The sequence below is a fragment of the Enterococcus sp. genome (assembly GCF_022711995.1).
GTDB lineage: Bacteria > Bacillota > Bacilli > Lactobacillales > Enterococcaceae > Enterococcus_D.
On record NZ_JALAHI010000156.1, the window covers coordinates 19,930 to 41,336 of the forward strand.

The 21,407-nt window shown below is 39.9% G+C and carries 19 protein-coding genes; 6 read left to right on the forward strand and 13 right to left on the reverse strand.

Annotated elements, in window-relative coordinates; translation table 11 throughout:
* Window positions 1–23 precede the first annotated feature (23 nt).
* Window positions 24–1,292 (reverse strand): 2-hydroxycarboxylate transporter family protein, encoded by a 1,269-nt coding sequence (locus tag Q0A12_RS15170; RefSeq protein WP_291293480.1) that lies wholly within the window; start codon window positions 1,290–1,292, stop codon window positions 24–26.
* A 250-nt stretch (window positions 1,293–1,542) separates the two neighbouring features.
* Between Q0A12_RS15170 and Q0A12_RS15175 the strand changes: the two genes are divergently transcribed.
* Both Q0A12_RS15175 and Q0A12_RS15180 read left to right on the forward strand, forming a co-directional pair.
* Entirely contained in the window at window positions 1,543–3,078 is a 1,536-nt protein-coding gene (locus Q0A12_RS15175) for a sensor histidine kinase (RefSeq protein ID WP_291293465.1), read from the forward strand.
* A complete protein-coding gene (locus Q0A12_RS15180; RefSeq protein ID WP_291293466.1) occupies window positions 3,075–3,752 on the forward strand; it encodes a response regulator in 678 nt (225 codons plus the stop codon). The genes Q0A12_RS15175 and Q0A12_RS15180 overlap by 4 nt, the downstream gene beginning before the upstream one ends.
* A 517-nt stretch (window positions 3,753–4,269) precedes the next feature.
* Here Q0A12_RS15180 and queA read toward each other — a convergent pair.
* Window positions 4,270–5,301: a tRNA preQ1(34) S-adenosylmethionine ribosyltransferase-isomerase QueA gene (gene queA / locus Q0A12_RS15185; protein ID WP_291293467.1), complete on the reverse strand. Its 1,032-nt coding sequence runs from the start codon at window positions 5,299–5,301 to the stop codon at window positions 4,270–4,272.
* 341 nt (window positions 5,302–5,642) lie between these two features.
* On the opposite strand from queA, the gene Q0A12_RS15190 reads away from it, so the two are divergent.
* The 4 genes from Q0A12_RS15190 to Q0A12_RS15205 are packed head-to-tail and all read left to right on the forward strand — an operon-like array spanning window position 5,643 to window position 9,035.
* Window positions 5,643–6,809: a betaine/proline/choline family ABC transporter ATP-binding protein gene (locus Q0A12_RS15190; RefSeq protein ID WP_291293468.1), complete on the forward strand. Its 1,167-nt coding sequence runs from the start codon at window positions 5,643–5,645 to the stop codon at window positions 6,807–6,809.
* A 2-nt stretch (window positions 6,810–6,811) separates the two neighbouring features.
* Window positions 6,812–7,447, forward strand: a complete 636-nt coding sequence (locus Q0A12_RS15195) for an ABC transporter permease (RefSeq protein WP_291293469.1) — start codon at window positions 6,812–6,814, stop codon at window positions 7,445–7,447.
* Complete coding sequence (locus Q0A12_RS15200) at window positions 7,448–8,368, forward strand: osmoprotectant ABC transporter substrate-binding protein (protein WP_291293470.1); 921 nt, start codon at window positions 7,448–7,450, stop codon at window positions 8,366–8,368.
* A 4-nt stretch (window positions 8,369–8,372) separates the two neighbouring features.
* Window positions 8,373–9,035 (forward strand): ABC transporter permease, encoded by a 663-nt coding sequence (locus Q0A12_RS15205; RefSeq protein WP_291293471.1) that lies wholly within the window; start codon window positions 8,373–8,375, stop codon window positions 9,033–9,035.
* Between the two features lie 53 nt (window positions 9,036–9,088).
* On the opposite strand, the gene Q0A12_RS15210 is transcribed toward Q0A12_RS15205, so the two are convergent.
* From Q0A12_RS15210 to Q0A12_RS15260, 11 genes are all read right to left on the reverse strand, one after another.
* Complete coding sequence (locus Q0A12_RS15210; RefSeq protein ID WP_291293472.1) at window positions 9,089–10,654, reverse strand: ABC transporter ATP-binding protein; 1,566 nt, start codon at window positions 10,652–10,654, stop codon at window positions 9,089–9,091.
* Between the two features lie 141 nt (window positions 10,655–10,795).
* Entirely contained in the window at window positions 10,796–11,497 is a 702-nt protein-coding gene (locus tag Q0A12_RS15215) for a hypothetical protein (protein WP_291293473.1), read from the reverse strand.
* A gap of 405 nt (window positions 11,498–11,902) precedes the next feature.
* Entirely contained in the window at window positions 11,903–12,163 is a 261-nt protein-coding gene (locus tag Q0A12_RS15220) for a DUF6171 family protein (RefSeq protein ID WP_060813166.1), read from the reverse strand.
* 4 nt (window positions 12,164–12,167) lie between these two features.
* Window positions 12,168–13,610, reverse strand: coding sequence for an alpha-N-arabinofuranosidase (locus Q0A12_RS15225; protein WP_291293474.1), 1,443 nt, complete (start codon window positions 13,608–13,610; stop codon window positions 12,168–12,170).
* Between the two features lie 25 nt (window positions 13,611–13,635).
* Window positions 13,636–14,589 (reverse strand): family 43 glycosylhydrolase, encoded by a 954-nt coding sequence (locus tag Q0A12_RS15230; RefSeq protein ID WP_291293475.1) that lies wholly within the window; start codon window positions 14,587–14,589, stop codon window positions 13,636–13,638.
* Between the two features lie 9 nt (window positions 14,590–14,598).
* The gene (locus Q0A12_RS15235) at window positions 14,599–16,125 is read right to left on the reverse strand and encodes an alpha-L-arabinofuranosidase C-terminal domain-containing protein (RefSeq protein ID WP_291293476.1); all 1,527 of its coding nucleotides are present in this window, start codon (window positions 16,123–16,125) and stop codon (window positions 14,599–14,601) included.
* Window positions 16,122–16,691, reverse strand: coding sequence for a DUF624 domain-containing protein (locus Q0A12_RS15240; protein ID WP_291293477.1), 570 nt, complete (start codon window positions 16,689–16,691; stop codon window positions 16,122–16,124). The genes Q0A12_RS15235 and Q0A12_RS15240 overlap by 4 nt, the downstream gene beginning before the upstream one ends.
* A 10-nt stretch (window positions 16,692–16,701) precedes the next feature.
* On the reverse strand, window positions 16,702–17,484 hold the full coding sequence (locus Q0A12_RS15245; protein WP_366031563.1) for a carbohydrate ABC transporter permease: 783 nt from the start codon (window positions 17,482–17,484) through the stop codon (window positions 16,702–16,704).
* A gap of 91 nt (window positions 17,485–17,575) precedes the next feature.
* Window positions 17,576–18,472, reverse strand: coding sequence for a sugar ABC transporter permease (locus Q0A12_RS15250; protein ID WP_291293478.1), 897 nt, complete (start codon window positions 18,470–18,472; stop codon window positions 17,576–17,578).
* A 127-nt stretch (window positions 18,473–18,599) separates the two neighbouring features.
* Window positions 18,600–19,871 carry an ABC transporter substrate-binding protein gene (locus Q0A12_RS15255; RefSeq protein ID WP_291293479.1) on the reverse strand — a complete coding sequence of 424 codons (1,272 nt, stop codon included), beginning with the start codon at window positions 19,869–19,871 and terminating at the stop codon, window positions 18,600–18,602.
* On the reverse strand, window positions 19,858–21,306 hold the full coding sequence (locus Q0A12_RS15260; protein ID WP_291293481.1) for an alpha-N-arabinofuranosidase: 1,449 nt from the start codon (window positions 21,304–21,306) through the stop codon (window positions 19,858–19,860). Before Q0A12_RS15260 ends, Q0A12_RS15255 begins: the two co-directional genes overlap by 14 nt.
* Between the last annotated feature and the right edge of the window lie 101 nt (window positions 21,307–21,407).

Below are 21,407 nucleotides of genomic sequence, written 5' to 3' on the forward strand. Positions count from 1 at the left end.
ATAGTTGATCACTTTCTTCTCTTTTAAAAAATCATTCGTAAAATCGCGGTCATAGCAATCACTGTGATGGCACCGCCTAAACGGGTTGCTACTTGGGCAAAAGGCATCAAATTCATTCGGTCGGCAGTGCTCAAGATTGCTACATCACCTGTGCCGCCCATGCCGCTTTGACAAGCAGAAATAATTGCGGCTTCGATAGGATACATATTCATAAAACGAGAAACGACAAATCCAGTGGCAATTACCGTAAACACTACACTGATAACGACAAGAAAATAAGGGATACTCAATGTGCCCACAACATCTTTTAAAGGAATGTACAACAACCCAAGCCCGGTCATCAATGGAAACGTAAAGTTACCAGAAATAAATTTATACAATTGTTTAGAGCCGTGTTGTGTTTCCGTTGGGACCACATTCAAGTATTTCAAAAATGCCGCTAAGACGATCATCAACACTGGTCCAGGAAAGCCAGTCAAATGCTGCAGTAAGCTGCCGGCAATGAACAGCGTACAAGCAGTCAACACCCCAGCGCCCATTTTCTTGATATCAAAAGCGCCGGAATCATCTTTTAATGCATCCTCCATATCGTCCTCATTACTTATTTTAACGAGTTGACCACCTCCAGAAAGATCTGGCCGTTTTTCTCCCCAGCGAGACAATAATGCGGTACACATGATTGCAAAGAAATTACCAATGATGGTGGCTGGAATCAATTGTGCCACCAACTGATCACTGCCTAAGCCAGTGATTGCGCTATAGCCAAGGGATAGAGGCAAGATGCCTTCACCGATCCCGCCAGCTAACACCGGCGTAACAATGAAAAATAGCGTGTGCTGCCATTCTAAGCCTAATAATACACCAACTAGCGTGCCAACCCCCATTGCGCAGATCATTCCGATCATCATAGGAATGATCATTCGCATCAATCCTTGCACGAGGATTTTACGATTCATGCCTAAAATACTGCCGCAAACAAGACAAGCAATATAAAAATATAAAAAATTGGCTTGCTTCATCAAAATATCGGCAGATTCAAGAATATTCGGATTGACTAAGTTGAAGAAAACCAAAATAGAGGGAATCAATAAAGATAAAATTGCCGGACCACCGAAATTCTTGATAAAAGGAATATTGGCACCAATCGTTCCTAACAACCAGCCTAACGTTAAAATAACTGCAAAACCACCTAACATATTGACAGGTAGTTGTTGTAATAGCCCGGTGACTACAATGACTGTCGCGAGCACAATGTAGACCGGTAATGGAACCGAACCAACTTTGATTTTCATCCACCGATCAACCAACTTCTCTTCTTTTGCTTTCGATTCAACCTGTTTTCTCACCACATGGGATTCGATATGCTTTTCCATTTTGCATTCCTCCTAAAATGATTTCAATCAAACGATTGGTTACTCACAGATTAAAGCAAACGTTTTCTTTTTCGTAGTTTATTTAATTATTTTAAGTATTTAAATTAATTAAAGCGCCGAAAGGTTTTCGTCAGCTATGTTATAATTTAAGAGCAAAGGGGGAACTACAGTGAAAAAAGGGTTACGGTTATGGGGTGTGTTAACAGTCGTTTTTACGATCATCCTGCTCCTTGTCACCTCTATTCTTTATGGATTGGTCCTGATACAAAATTCGTCATTTATTCGTTCCAATGAAGAACAATTGCTCTTAGCCGTTGGCAAACAGCTGGCCATCGATCCACAGGTGACCGCTGCGCTAGAAGAAGAAAAGACCAATGCTGAATTGGAAGCGTACACAAAAGAAGTGACGCAAATACATGGACTAGACTTCGTGGTTGTGATGAATATGCAGGCGATTCGCTTGACTCATCCCGATGAGTCCCAAATCGGTAAACACTTCGAAGGTGGTGATGAAGTCACCGCATTGGAAGGAAAAGAGCACACTTCCATCAGTGAAGGAACATTGGGCCGCTCACTGCGGGGATTCGTTCCGGTCTATTCCCTAACAGAACCGAAGAAACAAATCGGTGTGGTGGCTTTAGGAATCCGCATGCAGTCACTAAGCGCTTTAATAAAAAGTTCCCGAGAAGGGTATTTGATTGCTTTGGTGCTAAGTATTGCGATCGCCGCCTGCGCAGCAACTGGACTCGCCTATTATTTAAAAAGACAACTGCACAATTTAGAACCAAAGGAAATTTCACGGCTTTTTGAAGAACGCAATGCCATGTTAGAAGAGACCAAAGATGCTGTCATTGTCTTGGATTTGAACCAACAAATCAATCTGGCGAATATCGCTGCGAACGAACTATATCAAAAGAACAGTGGCCGCACAGACTCATTAGTCGGCAAACATTTGCAAGATCTAGTTTTGCAGACAGAAACTATCGATTTAGAACGCAATGTCGAACAGCTCTATCGGCAAAATGGGCAAGATTTTCTTTTCTCCTCGGCGCCGATCATCGTGGAACAAAAACGGATCGGTTGGATCGTCTTTTTGCGTAATGCGACGGAGTCGTTGTTCGTTATGGATCAACTAGCCAACACCACCGCATATGCCACTGCGCTGCAGTCTCAATCTCATGAATTTATGAATAAACTGCATGTGATCTATGGACTCGCCGACTTAAAAGCATATGATGAGTTGAAAATTTATCTGGATGATATTTTGACTCCCGAAAAAGAGTTTTCTCATCGACTCTCCTTTTTAGTTCAGAATCCGCAAATCGCCGGATTCCTCATTGGAGAACGACAAAAATTTTCGGAACGTAAAATCCAGCTTCTGATTGAGATTTCACCAGAAATCCCTGCGAATCCGCAAGAAGCAGAAACCAAAGCCTTGATCGATCTTTACCGCTACATTCATCATATTTTGCTGCAGATGCAGGCCATCGAGGAATTGCGGATCGAGATTCAATACGCGATCGATCAGCTGACCTCTACTTACACGATCCAGCTGTCTGAAGCCAATCAGCAAGTTCAGGACAGTTTTCACAGCAACTATTTCCAGCAAATGCTAAAAGATTATCAGGCACTGTTTTCTATTGAGGAACAGCCAAACCTAGTTATTCTTCAAATTCAAACACATTATCATGGGGTGATAAAATGAAACCATTAAACGGATTGATCGTCGAAGATGACCCAATGGTGGAGTTTATCCATCGGAACTATTTAGAAAAAATTGGTACCTTTCAAGAAATCTATTCGGCAGATACAGTCGCCGACGCTGAACATTTACTACAAAGTAAACAAGTTGATTTAGTACTGCTCGATGTCCATCTGAAAAACGGCAACGGCTTAGACTTGCTCAAAGAGATCCGCGAGTCGCAACAAGCCATCGAAGTGATTTTGATCACAGCGGCCAATGAAACTCAGACCATCCAGTACGGACTGCATCTAGGGGTCCTGGACTACCTTGTCAAACCATTTACCTATGAACGCTTCCGGCAAAGCATCGAGCTGTTTCTAAAAAGGCAAGAAGCTTTGGAACAAGACAATTTAGCACAAGAAACCATTGACCAAATGCTCGTGGCCAAACAAAGACCTGATTCATCCTCTGTTGAACTGGATAAAGGCCTGTCTGCGGATACGATGGATCGTATCAAAGCAGCGATCCAAACCTTTCCGGCAGCGTTCACGATCCAAGATTTGGTGGAAATCAGCGGCTTTTCCCACGTTTCCGTACGGAAATATATGTCTTATTTAGAAACGCACGACTATGTCAAAAGTCAGATCATCTATACTAAGATTGGGCGTCCCTATAAAGTGTATCAAAAATGCTGATAGACCATTAAAACAGCCGCCTATCCCTGATTTTGCCATCATCTGACTCGTTTTTTTCTGATAGGCACCCATCTTTTCCCTCTGCCAATGAGGACTTGCTTCAATGAGTCGATACAGATTTTCCGTTTGCAAACGCTTTCTAAATATGCTATAGTATAGGTGTAAGGAAGGTAGCAACTCTGTTAGTGGTCTTGTAAATATCGCAAACTCAATCTACAAAAAGTTGTTGAACGTACAAGTTTCACCTAGTATCAAGCGTGTAAAGTAACAGAAAAGCGTAACACAAAATCGAGAATCTTTTCGAAAATAGGATACGTCTATTACGTTGTATCAGAACACACGAAACATGTGTAAGTTTGTAAAAGAAAACAAATTTTGAGGAACAAATTGCTTTGCATGAACCAACCATCAGTGACCACTACTTATACCTTCCCTTAGATATAGGCTGGACGACAAAAAAGCAGTTCAAAAAGTTGAAACCTTCAACTTAATGAACCGCACTTGTCGTTCAGTTTTTTTATTTTAAGAACATGGCGTCGCCAAAGCTAAAGAAGCGATAGCGTTCTTCAATGGCATGGTGGTAAGCTTCTAATGTCAGATCACGTCCGGCAAAGGCACTGACCAGCATCACCAATGTCGATTTTGGCAAATGGAAATTCGTTGAGAAGGCTTGGACAACTTTAAACTGATAGCCAGGAGTAATAAAAATGCTGGTCCAGCCGCTGTCAGCTTTGATCTCACCATCAAATTTTGAGCCGATGGTTTCCAATGTACGGATCGAAGTCGTTCCAACAGCAACGATTTTCCCACCATTTGCTCGTACCTCGTTTAATTGGGCCGCCGCTTCTTCTGTCAATCGGTAAAACTCGCTATGCATTTCATGGTCCGCGATATTGTCCACACTAACTGGGCGAAACGTTCCTAACCCAACATGCAAGGTCAAATAAACTAACTTAACCCCTTTATCAGCGATTTTCTCCAATAATTCTGGCGTAAAATGCAAACCGGCCGTTGGTGCCGCTGCCGAACCATTTTCTTTGGCATAAACGGTTTGGTAACGGTCTGGATCTTCCAATCGTTCTTTGATATATGGCGGCAATGGCATTTCACCCAATGATTCTAAAATTTCCAAGAAAATGCCATCGTAGCTGAAGCGAATGATTCGTCCCCCGTGTTCTAACTCTTTTTCAACAACCGCTTCTAAGCGGCCATCACCAAATGTGATCTTCGTACCGACTTTTGCTCGCTTGGCTGGTTTGATCAATGTCTCCCAACTGTCTCCTTCGATATTGTTTAACAATAAAATCTCTAAGTGGGCACCGGTCTCGATTTTTTCACCATAGATACGGGCTGGCAACACACGGGTATCATTCATGACAAGGGCATCGCCAGGAGCTAATTCATCAATAATGTCATAAAAATGTTTGTCTTCCATTGCGCCGCTTTCTCGGTCTACCACCAATAGGCGGGAACTTGAGCGATCGCTAAGCGGCGTTTGAGCGATCAATTCTTCCGGTAACTCAAAGTCAAAATCTTCTGTTGTAAGCATGTCGTCACTCTCTTTCTTTCATATGCCCGTCTATTCTATCACGTTTTTATAGTCAGGGGAAAAAAACTGCTACTTTCTCTAAGATCTCCCAACATAGCCTTTGTAAAATACGCTTTTATGCCCAAAACACAATGAATTTAAAATAACGAATAGAAAAATTGCCAATGACTAAATTTCTATCCTCAACTATTTTCGATTGGATATTCCTCACTCTTTCTCAGCAAAATATGTGAATCTGAATAAAAAAGGCAGAATATTTGAATAACAGCCTACTTTTAGGCATACTATTGACAGAGCCTAGGCAGAACAATCGTTGCCTAAATAAAATTAGAGGTGAAATCATGATTGAATTTCAACATGTATCCAAAATCTATAAAGGCGGCAAAGTAGCTGTCGAAGATGTCAATCTATCCTTTGAGAAAGGAGAGTTCATCTGTTTCATCGGTACCAGCGGTAGTGGGAAAACAACTTGTATGCGAATGATCAACCGAATGACCGATCCAACGAAAGGAAAAATTTTAATCGATGGCAAAAGTGTGACCGATATCAACCCTGTCGAATTGCGTCGCCAAATCGGCTATGTGATCCAAAGCATTGGTCTCATGCCGCATATGACGATTCGCGAAAACATTACCCTTGTACAAAAACTGTTGAAGGTCAGCCAAGAAGAGCGCAATAAAACCGCCGAAAAAATGATTGATCTTGTCGAACTTCCGCGGGAGATGTTAGACCGTTATCCAAATGAGTTGTCTGGTGGACAACAACAACGGATCGGTGTTGTCCGAGCGTTGGCAGCCGACCAAGACGTCATTCTGATGGATGAACCTTTTGGTGCATTGGACCCTATCACTCGCGATTCATTGCAAGATTTGGTCAAAGACTTACAAGAGCGTTTAGGAAAAACCGTCGTTTTCGTCACCCATGATATGGATGAAGCATTAAAGTTAGCTAGCCGCATCTTGATCATGAGTGAAGGCCGTGTCATCCAATTTGATACTCCGCAAAACATTCTGCGAAACCCTGCAAACAGCTTTGTTGAAGAATTGATTGGTGAAGACCGCCTTCTGCAAGCGAAACCAGACACGACACCAGTCAAAGAAGTCATGCTCAAAACACCGATCGCCATCACGCCAGAAAAATCTTTGCAAGAAGCGATTCGTCTAATGAGAGAAAAACGGGTCGATACGTTGTTAGTCACAGATAATAGCAATGTCTTGAAAGGCTACATCGATGTCGAATCAATCGACCGCAATCGAGGAAAAGTAACCAGTGTTGGAGATATTCTGAATAAAGATGTCTTCTATGTAAAAGAAACTGCTTTACTACGAGATACGTTGCAACGGATCCTAAAACGCGGATTAAAATACGTGCCCGTCGTTGATAACGAAAAACATTTAGTAGGAATTTTGACCCGTGCTTCCTTAGTAGACATTGTTTATGATGTTATTTGGGGCGAGGAGTCCTCTATTCTTGATGCGATTGAATCCGCAAAACCAGAGGAGGTCTAGCCATGCAAAGCTTCTTTAATGAATATGGCGGCGAACTGGTTACCAAAAGTATCGAGCATTTATATATCTCATTTGCCGCATTATTTCTAGGTATTCTGGTCGCTGTTCCTTTAGGCGTTATTTTGACACGTTTTCCTAAAGCGGCTTCGATTGTGATCGGTGTGACCAGTGCCTTACAAACCATCCCCTCATTGGCTTTATTGGCATTGATGATTCCTATTTTAGGTGTGGGAAAAATCCCAGCGATTGCTGCGCTTTTTATCTATTCATTGCTGCCTATTTTGCGCAACACCTATATCGGCATGAAAAAAGTCGATTGGAATTACCGCGATGTTGCCAAAGGAATGGGCATGACCAACTTCCAATCGATCATCAGTGTGGAACTGCCTTTGGCGATCCCGACCATTATGGCAGGGATCCGCTTATCTGCAGTCTATGTTTTAGCATGGGCAACATTGGCCTCTTATATTGGTGCCGGAGGTCTGGGGGATTTGATCTTTAGTGGATTGAATAATTACCAACCACCATTGATTTTTGCTGGTACGATCCCAGTAACGATCTTCGCACTTTTAGCAGACTGGCTACTGGGATTACTTGAAAACAAACTGACACCAGCTGCATTAAAGGAGGATGCCTAAATGAAAATCAAAGCGAAACTCGGTCTATTATTGTCCATGACCTTTGTTTTACTATCCGGCTGCTCCTTCCCAGGACTTGCTTCTACATCAACGGAAGATACGGTAGCAATTACCGGGGGAATCACCTCGGAAGCTCAGATTCTTGGGGCGATCGTTGCTGGAATGGTGGAACATTACACGGACAAAAAGACTACTGTTATCAATAACTTGGCCACAACGACCATCAATCATCAGGCAATGATGAATGGCGATGCATCGATCTCGGCTGCTCGTTATACCGGAACAGATTTAACGACGACACTGGGTTTAAAACCACAGTCCGATCCTGCTGCAGCCTTTAAGACCGTCAAAGATGAATTTGAAAAACGGTTCCAGCAAACATGGTTCCCTTCCTATGGCTTTGACAATACTTATGTTTTTCTAGTCAGAAAAGATACCGCAGAAAAATATAATCTGAAAAAAGTCAGCGATTTAAAAGGCGTTGCCGATCAATTGGTAGCCGGTGTCGATACAGCATGGATCACCCGTGAAGGTGACGGCTACGATGGCTTCCAAAAAGCATATGGCTTTTCTTTCAAAAACATTTTGCCTATGCAGATTGGCTTGGTCTATGACGCAGTCGATAATGGCAAAATGGATATCGTACTCGGCTATTCAACCGATGGACGGATCGCCAGTTATGATCTGGTTATGCTAGAAGATGATTTGAACTTCTTCCCACCTTACGATGCAGCACCTGTGGTGGATGATAAACTCATCAAAGACACCCCAGAAGTAGCCGACGCCTTGAACAAACTGGCCGGTACGATCTCCACGGAAAAAATGCAGCAACTCAATTATCAAGTTGATAATGATTTATTGGAGCCGACTGTAGTCGCGGAACGTTTCTTAAAAGACAATCATTATTTTGAAGGAGAGTGACGAAATGAATGACATGAATCTATTTCAACAATTTATTGCCTACTTTCAGGAAAATGGCGGTTATGTCTTTGCCCAATTTATTCGTCACTTCCTCATTTCCATCTATGGTGTTTTATTCGCATCCATCGTTGGTATTCCCCTAGGAATCTTGATTTCTAAAAAGACGCGTCTGGCAGATTGGGTCATCCGAATCGCCAATATCATCCAAACGATTCCTTCACTGGCTATGATCTCGATTCTGATGATTGGCATGGGACTCGGTGTCAATGTCGTGATTTTAACGATTTTCCTTTACTCCCTTTTACCGATCATCAAAAACACCTATACCGGTATGCGTCAAGTAGACCGCAATACGTTAGATGTTGGTAAAGGAATGGGTATGACAAGTTGGCAACGACTGTATATGATCGAATTGCCTTTATCCGTCTCTGTCATCATGGCAGGTATTCGGAATGCATTAGTCGTTGCAATTGGTATCACGGCCATCGGCGCCTTCGTCGGTGCTGGTGGTTTAGGGGACATCATCATCCGCGGAACCAATGCCACGGATGGTGCTTCGATCATTCTTGCAGGAGCCCTACCAACAGCATTGATGGCAATCATCACCGATTTAGGCTTAGGATTTATTGAACGACGGTTGGACCCAGCCAGTCGTTCGTCGAAATAACCGATATTCCCACCGTATTTAGGACCAAGTCCACATACGGTGGTTTTTTCTGTTTAATCCCTTAATTCGATGATGTTATCGTAGCACTGTTCCTCCTCGACCGTTACTTTATGGGCAACTTCTAAGACCGTTTGAGGTAACGAGTGAATGATCCTCTGTAACTTTTTGGTCGCCTCGTTATCAAGTGCGGAAGTGCATTCGTCTAAAAGTACGATTTTGGGCTGTCGAATCAGCGTTCGAGCTAACACGACTCGCTGCTTTTGACCACCAGACAAATACTGACCATTCTCTCCAAGAAGCTTGTTTCCCCATTCTTGTGCGAGTAATGTCAAGTCTGTTTTCTCAAGAATTTCTTGATATTCCTTAGTAGAGAAAGTTTCATCAAAACAGATATTTTCTTTTAGCGAGGCATTCATTATGAAGGGCTCTTGAGGAACCAACAGCAGATCTGCTGGTTTCTCTGTCAAACTCTTTTTCTTCTCAACTTCAAGACTTCCTTGGTAATGAATTTCTTTATGTAAAAGCAATTGCAAGAATGTCGATTTTCCAATCCCCGAGCGTCCTCTGATCAGCACTTTTTCTCCTGCCTCAATCGTGTCATTTATCGGCTGAAAGAGCGGCCGTTCGCTTCTGTAAATAGTTAGATCACGAAAACGAATCCTTCCAGTAACAGAAGACCGTTGTTTCTTCGCAAAAGAAGGTGTAGAAGAACAGGACTTTGGTAATTTTCCGATAATTGGTTGCACAGAATGAAAGGTACCCATCAAAGCAATGCCTGAAATCAATGGATTAACGATAGTATTGGAAATTTGCACCAGACCCATCAGATTAGCCAGTGCTAACTGATTTTTCGCCACAAGGATTCCACCAATCATAATAGGAAAAAAGAAACAGATCGTTCCAACGGTATGAATCAGTGCAGAACTGATTTTGGTTAAGAAATTCATCTGCTGTAATTTTTGCTCCATGGTATCAATTCCCGCAGCATTTTTTTCAAAAAAATAGTTTTGACTTTGGAACATCCTGATGACAGTAAGACCAGCAACCATTTCTTTAAAAGTGGAAATAAAAATCGCATTTGCAGCCGACCACTCTTTAGAAGCGCGCTTGATTTTTGTTTCAAAAAGATGAGGTATAAACAACGGAATGAGTGAAAAGGCAATAAACACCATGGCCATCTGAAGATCGTAGAAAACAGCAGTTATCAACGAGAGAACAAAAGTGGCTAATAATTTTACAATTTGAAAAAAACTACCTAAATAATTTTGTTCTAACAGCTTCAAATCATTCGACACAAAGTTAAGGGCCTCTCCCGATGGAATATTACAGTCACTTTCCGACAAAAGACGCTCAAAAACGCTTTTTTTAACCCGGGTGTTAAACTCAAAAGTTAATTGATTGACCAATTGAAGCTCAAAATAGCTCAATAAAAAAAAGCAGCTATAAACCACTACGGACAACAAAAGCAAGGAAACATACGATCCGCCTCCCTTCGTCGCATACTGAATAATCGTTGAGAAAAGAACGCTCGTAAACGCATTTGTACCCGACGTCAAAATCATCAATAAAAGACAAAAAAGCATTCTTCTTTTTGACGTATATTCAAAAATCAAATTCACTTAACCTCCTCCTATCCTAAGAACTTTTGTTGTTAGCAACACTATAGAATAGAAAGAAACAAGGAACAAGTGAAGGATAATTCACTTGTTCCTTTTCTGGAATTTAAGCAAAATAAATGTGAGACAGCACGGAAGGATACCCTACTGTCCAGAGAATAAGTCTTGGCTTTCCTCCAAAAGATCTTTTGGGAGATGGACCTCAAAATAAGCCAACATTTCCTTAAACCCCTTTAAATAATAGGCCTGACCATTGAGTTGTGCCAGTACAAATGCTTTTTTCATATATAAAAGTCCCTTTGCATCATTCATCTTGTGTAAAGAAATCCCTAACTGAAGATATAACCCCGGCAAAATAAACAGCGATTTATTCTGGACTTCTTTTATAGATAACCGACAATTGGTTATGACTTTTCCCCACTCTTGATCGATTAGCAATCCCGTATTGATAACATAGGTCAATGCACCATCTTTTATGAAATCAATGGATTGCGCAAGTACCAATGACTTTTTTGAATACGAACTGACTTGGATATATTGAATCAGAATATTTGTATGTAAATCCTTAAATGGTTGCTCTAAAATGATTGGGTTATTTTCAAGAAGTTGTTCTAAGTGAAATAACGTCTGCTCATTATTTTCACCATAATACGCTGTCATAATACTTAGAAACTTATACGTAATTGTGCCACGGATATATTTATGACTGATTTGCGCCAACTTTTCCGTAAGAGCTTCATTGATCTGATCAAATGCTCCATTTTCATAAAGAGAAGTAAACGTCACTTTTATCTCATCAAGCGCTGCTTGATCCTTCGCATAGACTCGATGAAATAATTCTTCCATGGAGATCCCTAATTTTTAACAAATATGCAGTAATATTTCCGTACTAGGACTTACAGAGCCATTTTCGATATTGATCAAATGCCTTGTCGAAAAAAATCCTTCTGTAATATTATTTTGAGTCAACTGCTTTTCTCTACGTATCTCCTTAATTACAGAGCCAATAGAATGGTTCGTATTTTCCACAAATTCAACTCCTAAAGAGCTCCCGAAGTGAGAGTTCCTCTTATTATCGAAAAATTGGTACAAAAATCATTTTCTCTATCTTAACACAGAGGCAAGGACAATGTTTTACCTGAAAAAACAAAAAAGCCTACGGAAATGAGACCATAGACTTTCTTTAGTTTCGTTCTATCAATACCTTATGAAATTCAGTTCCGCTAAGTCTTCGAGCTACAAACAGGAGGGTTATTGAATGATCTGCCCTGTTTGTGCCCACATTCCAGCAGGACAATTTTTCTTAGCTAGATTTGCTCGAAATTTATAAAAGCAACCACATTTGGTACAGGTGTGCTGGGAACGAAATGTACAAGCCTCACAAATGGTAATACGGTGCTTAACGACTTCAAGGACAGCAAGATTGCTCTCGATTGCAAGTTGTTCTGCAATCAATGCTTCTACATCAGTTGCTACAGCTGTTTCTTTAATATCGCAACCTTTACACGTCATAGAATCACCCCACTAAAGACAGTGTCAATACACTCATCGCTGGAACATTAACCGTTAATTGATTATCGTTGATTGAATAGTCATCGAAATCTTGGATCACTACATCTTCTGGATGATCAAAATCATTGTGTGCGTTCATTTTGTCCCCGACAATATAGCGCGCTTCTTTGACTTCATTGATCGCTGTTTCAAAGGAGAAGAATAATTCTTCCGTACCTTTGGTAGCAAAATTACAAACCGATAGATGGATCGTATCTTCCTTTTTGGAAATCGTATAGGTAACGGTATCGCTGCTAGTTCCATGGCTATCAATGGTTTCAGCATCTTGATGGACTTTATACAAATCAAATACATGATAGCTTGGTGTTTTCACCATTTGTTCGCCATCTGTCAAAATCATCGCTTGCAAGACGTTAACTGTCTGGGCAATATTTGCCATATGCACTCGCTTGGCATGTTTATGGAAAATATTCAAGGTGATGGCTGCGACCATCGCATCACGAATCGTGTTTTGCTGATATAAAAATCCTGGATTTGTTCCGGGTTCCGCAGTAAACCAAGTTCCCCACTCATCAACAATGATCCCGACGCGCTGTTCTGGATCATATTGATCCATGATAGCGCTGTGACGGGTCAATAATTCATCCATGTACGCTGCTTTTTCACAGGTCAATTGCCACTCCGTCTCATCAAATTCCAGCGCACTGCCTTTTTCTTCCCAACCTTTGGGATGAACATAGTAGTGTAAACTTAGACCATCCATCAGCCAATGGGCATTTTTCATCAATGTTTCTGTCCAATGGTAGTCATCTACATTTGCTCCACCAGCAATTTTATAGATTTTTTTGTCGCCGTATTGGCGGACATAGGTTTGATAACGACGATACAGATCCGCATAGTACTCTGGTCGCATGTTGCCGCCGCATCCCCAGTTTTCGTTTCCTACGCCAAAAAATTTCATTTCCCACGCTTCTTCATGACCGTTTTCTCTGCGAAGATCGGCCATCGGGGAAATGCCATCCATCGTGATGTATTCCACCCATTCTGACATTTCTTGCACCGTTCCGCTACCAACATTTCCATTGACATACGCATCACATTCCAGCTGCTTGATCAATTCAAAAAATTCATGGGTCCCGAAATGATTGTTCTCAGTCACCCCACCCCAGTGCGTGTTGACCATCGTTTTTCGATTTTCTTTTGGTCCAATCCCATCTTTCCAATGGTATTCATCAGCGAAACAACCGCCAGGCCAGCGTAAGACAGGAATTTTGATATTTTTCAAAGCTTCTACAACATCTGTGCGCATTCCATTTTTATTTGGAATAGGCGAATCTTCTCCTACATATAAGCCTTCATAAATACAGCGACCGAGGTGTTCTGAAAAGTGCCCGTAGATATATTTACTGATGGGTGTTCCATTTCTCTGATTCATTACATTTATCATCCGTACACCAACCTTTCTTCCCTTTCTAGCCGATTGGTTCTCCAAAGAAGGGAAATCCATTACTATCCCATGTGAACACTTGCGCATGAGCGTGTCGATTAGGATTATCCAAAGGGTCTCCTACAGCATTTTTTTCAGGTCGAGCATGGAAAATCAGGACATCCTCTTGATTGTTCTCGCTTTTGGTAAATGAGTTGTGACCTGGTCCAAAACACTTATTTCTTTCTGAAGTAACAAATACTGGCTCTGGAGATTTATGCCAAGAGTAACCATTTAGAAGTTCTGACTCTTCATCCGCCCATAAAAGGCCCATAGCATAATTTTCATCAGTAGCACTTCCTGAATAAGTGATAAACACTTTTCCATTCTTAATAATAACTGCGGGTCCTTCATTTACTGAAAAGCCGCGTTTTTCCCATTGATATTCTGGAATTGAAAGAAGAACTTGTTCTCCTTTAAGCGTCCAAGGATTGGCCATTTCAGAAATGTATAAATTTGAATTTCCAGGAATACGCGGATCTTGCTGTGCCCAAACATAGTAGAGTTTTTTTCGATGCTGAAATGCCGTACCATCTAAACTGAAACTATCAAATTTTGTAACAATCTGGCCTTTTTCGACCCATTCAGTGTTCATCGGGTCTGGATGTGCATTCTCAATGACGAACATACGATGGTGATGATGCTCATCTCGAATGTTTGCATCATCGCTTGCCGCAAAATAAATATACCAGCGTTCGTTAATATAATGGATTTCTGGCGCCCATATCAATTCACTCATCATGCCCGTTTTAGGGGCATGCCATACAAGTACACGCTCAGCCTTTTCAAGATCATCAATTTTTTTTGCTCTACGTAACTCGATTGCTTGATATCCGGGTAACGAACCAGTAAAGTAATAAAACCCATCTGTATGCTTATAAACCCAAGGATCCGCACGCTCAATTACAATTGGATTTTTGTATTTTTTCTTTTCTGCCATAAAACTTCCTCACAACTTTTTTATTTTTACTACATTCCATGAATACTTTTCTACAGTAACAGTAATAGCTTCCTCGTTTTCAAAAACTATTTCTTTAGACTCGGGAACGATTTTATTTGGTGTTTCTCTCAAATTTTTAGCAAAAAGTGTGTCACTCTTAAGTACAATATGTTCTGCCGTCTGGCTAAGAGCAAAATCATGATCTAAATGAATCGTCTGTTTTTGTTCTCCTCGATTGACTAAAAATAGCACTAATTCTTGCTGATCTTCGATCACTACACTGTCAACGATTGGAACATTTTTGACCTTCTCACAATCATAAGTTGGCCCTTTTGTAATTTGTTTTAGTACAGTCCCTTTTGCATATCTAGATAAATGAGCCATAATAAAGTAAGTTGGATTACACCAAGCTTCCCCTTGAGGATCTGTTAATATTAGCGGAATCGTATTGACCAATAAGGATTGGCAAGCAATCTTTACACGATCAGCATGTCTTAAAATTGACAATCCTAGTGACCCAAACAATAAGGAATCTTCCATTGTAAAAAAGCACCAGTCAATAGGACTGCCTACCTGAAAATCCTCATGCTGTTTCTCTGGTTGTGAATGAACATTCCATTCATCAAAAGCTAGATACATCGTTTTTTCACTTCGCAAAAGTCCTTTGACATAGTCACAAGCAGCAACTACTTCTTCAATTTGACGATCAAATCGATAGGATTTTGCAAGATAGGTTGGCGTATCGTCCCGTTCATTTTTTGGCGGTTTCGTTAAATCATCTTCATCATATTTATCGATATAGTTATGAAGTGCTAAATAATCAACCGTTTCATAAGCTTGTTCTAATGCAATCCGATCCCATTCAGGATAGCTAGCCAATCTTGGTGTGGAACTTCCGACTAAAATCGTCTCAATTGAATCATCCACTAACTTCATTACTTTTGATGCTTCATTCGCTAATCGTCCGTAGTCATAAGCACTTTTAGCACCAATCTGCCAGGGACCATCCAGCTCATTACCTAAACACCATAATTTGACGTTAAACGGCTCTTCGCTGCCATTTTTTCTGCGCAAATCGCTCCAGTAAGAGTTTTTCGGAAAATTACAGTACTCTACGATATTTCTTGCATCATCAATCCCTTTCGTTCCTAAATTGACTGTAAAAATCGGCTCTGCTCCCGTCTCTTTTAACCAATCAAAAAATTCATGTATGCCAAACGTATTTGGTTCTATTCCACGCCAAGCCAAATCGATTTTTTGGGGCCTTGATTCTTTTGGTCCAATCGTGTCTAACCAATCATATCCAGAGGTGAAATTTCCACCCGGATAACGAATAACTCCGAGTTCCAGTTCTTTGACTAGCTCCAGTACATCCCTACGAAATCCATTTTTATCAGCATTAGGATGATCTGGTTGGAAAATACCTGTATAGATGACACTTCCCATGTGTTCAACAAATGATCCGAATAATCTTGAACTGATATCACCAACGATAAAATCTTTTCTTACTTTTATTCTTGTACTATTACTATTCATTCACTATCCCTACTCTTCCTAGATAATATAAGATCAAGTAATTTCCAAATAGCTCCCGCAAAAATGAAAATAAATGGTGGAAATAAAAAAATCAAAATGGTAAATCCAAAAATCAGCATACTACTGAACAGCATTCTACCAAAGGAGAGAACTAAATCTAATGAACTTTTCTCGAATAATGTGAATATAGACATGTGTTCATTTTTTCTGCAATTGTTTATCCAAGAAACTAAGAACATTAGATAGATAATTGAAACAACATAGCCACTGATCATTAATATCTGGCTATTTTCTTGTAATAAAAGATTTGTTGTAAAATAGATGCTGATTGTTAACACACTGATCAATAGGTTGATGCAAAAATGCTTTTTTACTCCTTGGTAAAAATGGTATAAAAGTTGACCACTAGCACTGTTGCGCCATTGTTTCAAAACATACAACGTCGCAACAGAGGCTGGCACTATCGTGATGATTGGGAGCGAAGCAACTACCCAGAGTATACCTAAAAGTACATAATCAGTGATCATGATCAACTGGCTATAAATTTTTGTTTCAACTAATTTCATTGTCGACACCCTATTCTTTCATTCCAGACATTGCGGTCCCTTGAACAAAGTATTTTTGAGCAAAAATATAAATGATTAATAGTGGCAACATAGAAATGACCGTACCCGCCATTACTGGACCGTAGAAAGAAATATTCTGTCCGGTAAAAAGCGCCAGTCCTGCTGGTAAAGTTCTCATTTTTGAACTACTGGTCAAAATCAAAGGATACAATAAGTCATTCCAACTATTCATCAATGTAAATATCGCTAGTGAAAGCAATGTTGGTTTGCTCAATGGAAGCATGATCTTCCAAAATATACCGAATTCGCTCAATCCATCAATCCGGGCAGCTTCTTCTAAAGAAGCTGGCAGTGTGACAAAAAAGGAGCGCATCATGAAGATCCCAAAAGCTGTCGTCATTCTTGGAATAATCAATCCTGCATATGTATCTAAGAGCCCTAAAAGATTGACTTGAATAAACAAAGGAATCATGAATACTTGGAATGGGATCATCATCGTCAACAGAATAAAATAAAACAAAACAGATTTCCCTTTAAAGTTCATCCGGGCAAAAGCATACCCTGCCAATGAATCAAAAAAGATCGATGTGATCACAGTGCCACCTGCAAAAATAACAGTATTTTTTATATAGTCCAGCAAAGGGATCGTTGACCAAACCTTGATATAATTATTTAACGTATAGTTATCGGCAAAGATACGCGGTGGAAAAGAAATAATATCCTTCTCGTATTTAAAAGAAGAAATGATTAGCCAGAGAAATGGGAAAGCAATAATGAACAGCACTAAGAGCATCCCAATTACACTAAAAATCTTTTTTAAATCAACTTTATTTCTTTTTTGTCCAACCTTTACAATTGTACTTTCTGATGTCATTTTGCCCCTCCTATTTCATTTGCCGTTCTTTATGTGTCATATACAAATTAGTTGATATTGCAACTCCAGCTATAATGACAAAAAGGATCGAAGATAGTGCCGATGCATAACCTAATTCATAAGGTGCTGTAAAACCACGGCTATAAATATACTGAACAGCCGTTTCTGTCTTAAATTGTGGGCCTCCAGATGTAGCTACATAAACTTGGTCAAAGACCTGCATGGATCCTATTAAATTTGTTAAGATACAAAAACCGAGGGAAGGCACTATCTGTGGCAAGGTTATATTGAAAAATTGCTGACGATTCGTTGCGCCATCCATCTCCGCTGATTCATAAAGGGAGGGTGAAATTCCCTGAATGGCTGTCAGTAAAATGGTCATTGTTACACCAAAATTTTTCCAAACTGTCATGATTGCAACTGTCGGCATTGCTAAAGTAGGATCGCGAAAAAATTGAGGAATCGGTAAGCCTAGTTGAGAGAATAGATACGGAATTGCACCGACATTCGGATCTAGTAACATTGAGAAGATAATCGCGATAGATGTCAACGAACAAATGACAGGTATATAGAAGGTTGAACGACAAAAACGGTTAAATTTGGTGTTTTTTGATAAGACTACCGCCGCAAACAATCCCACAATAATTTGTAATGGTGTTTCTAATATTGTGAAATACAGGGTATGCAGCAAAGAGTTGATTGCCCGTTCATCACTGAAGATCCTCATAAAATTATCTAGTCCGACAATATTTTTACTGGTAAAAAAGATATTTAGATCCGTAAAGCTAATTGCGAATGTTCCTAAAAGTGGAACAACAGTAAAAACGAGTAGGACTAATAATGACGGTGCCAAAAAAAGATAGGCAGCTCGGCTTGGTTTATTCCAAAATCTAGCAATTGATTTCAATATATACACCTCTCTTAAAAAATAGAAATGAAATCGAGACAGAATTTCACACTTGACAGTTAAAAAAATCTGCCTCGATCGATTCATTTATGCGCTTCCCTAATCAGTATGACTCTTACTATAGTTATCACTGATTGAGCAAATCATTGATTGCATCATCCGCGTCGTTCATCAATTTTTCAGGATCTTCTCCTGCCAAAAGTTTTTCAATCAGAGGATTAATAATGTCATTATTAATTGCAGCGATTTTCGTGAATCCAGGTAAAAATGGCTTAGCATACGCCATTTGTTTTGAAAGTTCAGAAACAATTTCATTGTTTTTGACTTCCTCATCATTAGCAACAGAATTCAAATAAGCTGGGAAGCCGTTTTCAATACTCCAACGTTTGCCGATTTCTGTTGTGTTCCAGTATTTCAAAAATTCATAAATAGCTTCTTTTTTATCACTATCTGTACTTGATGGAATTGCGTACCCAACCCCATCAAGGATTGCAGTTTTATCTCCATCTTCACTAGCTTGAGGCAAAGTTGTCACACTATAGTTAATTTCATTTGCTTTAAGACCGTTGTTCAACCATGGACCATTGATTTCGATAGCTAGTTGCCCTGCATTCATTAAGTTATCCATCTCGGCGCCAGAAATAGATTCTGGACCTGCTTTGTCAACATGGATCATTTTTTGGATTGCTTTTAAGGTTTCTAAATTTTGTGGTGAAGCAAACTCTGATTTTGTATAGTCATCATTGACAAGCTTCCCACCGTTAGCAAGTATCCAGTTATACAGGGGAGCGCTTCCATCTTTATTGAAAACAAATCCAGAAACATTTGAATTGCTATCAGCTAATTTAGGCGCCATCTCAGTCAGTTGTTCCCACGTTTTCGGTGGTACCTCAGCATCTAGACCAGCTTTTTCAAATAAATCTTTGTTCCAGTACAGATACATTCCCTGTACTTGCATCGGAATAAAATATTGTTTTTCATTTACAACGCCTAAATCAACGGCGGTTTGTGTAAAATCTGATTTGTCCACACCATCATAATCCCAAAAATCATCCATGGATTGCACGGCGCCATTTTCGACGTATTGAGCGAAATCACCATAATTTAAAGCAATAAAGTCAGGTGCTGTTTTGGAGGAAATAGCTGGTGGCAACTTTTCGTTCAAGTTTGCCCATGTCATAACGTCCATCTCAATTTTGATATTCTTGTCATTGCTTTCATTGAAGTCATTCACTATATCTTGTAAAATCTCTCCGTCAGATGCGGTAAAGCCGTTCCAAAAAGTTAATGTAACTTTATCTCCTGAGTCACCACTAGTTGATTTGCCACCTCCACACGCGGCCAATGCACCAACTGAGACAAGTGATAATGTTGCCAACAATAATTTATTCCATTTCATTAGAAACTCCTCCTTTAATTGTATTTTCTAAACTACATCTAATCATATTCCATGATAAAGATTGCAAACAGCAGTTGATCCCATTGTCTAATGAATAATTCTTGGAAGAAACAGGTTTGATGCGTTCCTCTTTTTCTGTATTTACTTCTTTTATCTCTGATCCGCAAATTTGAGAAAATTCGATCACATTTTCCACAACCAAATCTCCCAATTCAATATGAAAGTCCATTGTTTCTTTTGCTCTATTGACTGCAAAAATGACTAATTCATTTTTTTCTTCATTTACTACAGCAATTGATTCCAGATAGGGTACTTTTTCAAAATCCTTGGTTGCATAAAATTCTGACTCAACTAAAGGTCGAAGCACCGTTCCTCTTCCATAGTTTGAGACTTGCATAAAGGGATAGAATATCGTTTGACGCCAAGCATCTCCATCTGGATTCGTCATTATTGGTGCAATAACATTTACTAGTTGTGCTAAACAAGCTATTTTTACTCGATCGCTATGTTTTAATAATGTGATGAGAAGACAACCTAAAAGGAGGGTATCTTCAAAATTGTAATGATCTTCTAACAATGGCGGTGCGATCTGCCAAGGTGCTACTTTTTCATCATGTTCATTACTGTGATACCAAATATTCCATTCATCAAATGATAAATCAATCGTTTTATTACTATGTTTCTTTGCTTTAACAGCATCACAAATCGCAATTACCCCAGAAATAAATTCATCCATATCTAAGGAACGAGCGAGGTAGTTTTCCAGGTCGTCTTCTTGATTTCCATAATATTGATGAAGAGAAAGAAAGTCGACATACTCATACGTATGCTCCAAAACAGTCATCTCCCACTCACCGAAAGTCGGCATATGACTATGTGAACTTCCGCATACAACCAATTCAATCGTGTCATCCACTAATTTCATTGCCTTCGCTGTTTCTGCAGCAAGACGTCCGTATTCTTCAGCTGTCTTGTGTCCTATCTGCCATGGCCCATCCATTTCATTGCCAAGGCACCAAGTTTTAATATTTAAAGGCTCTTCTAACCCATTGCTTTTTCTTAAATTACTCCAATAACTATCTCCATTAAAATTGCAATATTCAACCAAGTTTCTAGCTTCATCGATACCTCGAGTACCCAAATTGACCGCCATATTTATTTCCGTGCCAGCTTTTTTTGACCATTTAAAAAACTCATGCAAGCCGATTTCATTCGTTTCAATTGTCCGCCAGGCTAAATCGAGTCGCTTTGGCCGTTCGCTAACAGGACCAATTCCATCTTCCCAATTATAACCAGAAAGAAAATTTCCACCGGGATATCTTACCAGCGGGATATTTAATTCCTTAACGAGCTCTAGTACATCCTTTCTGAAACCATCTTCATCTGCTGACCGATGTCCCGGTTGGTAGATTCCTTCATAGACTGCTCGACCCATATGCTCAATAAATGAACCGTAAAGACGTGGATCTACTTCAGAAATCGGGAAATTTTTTTCAACCTTCAGTTTTGCTTTCAATTGTTAACCCCCTTTTAATA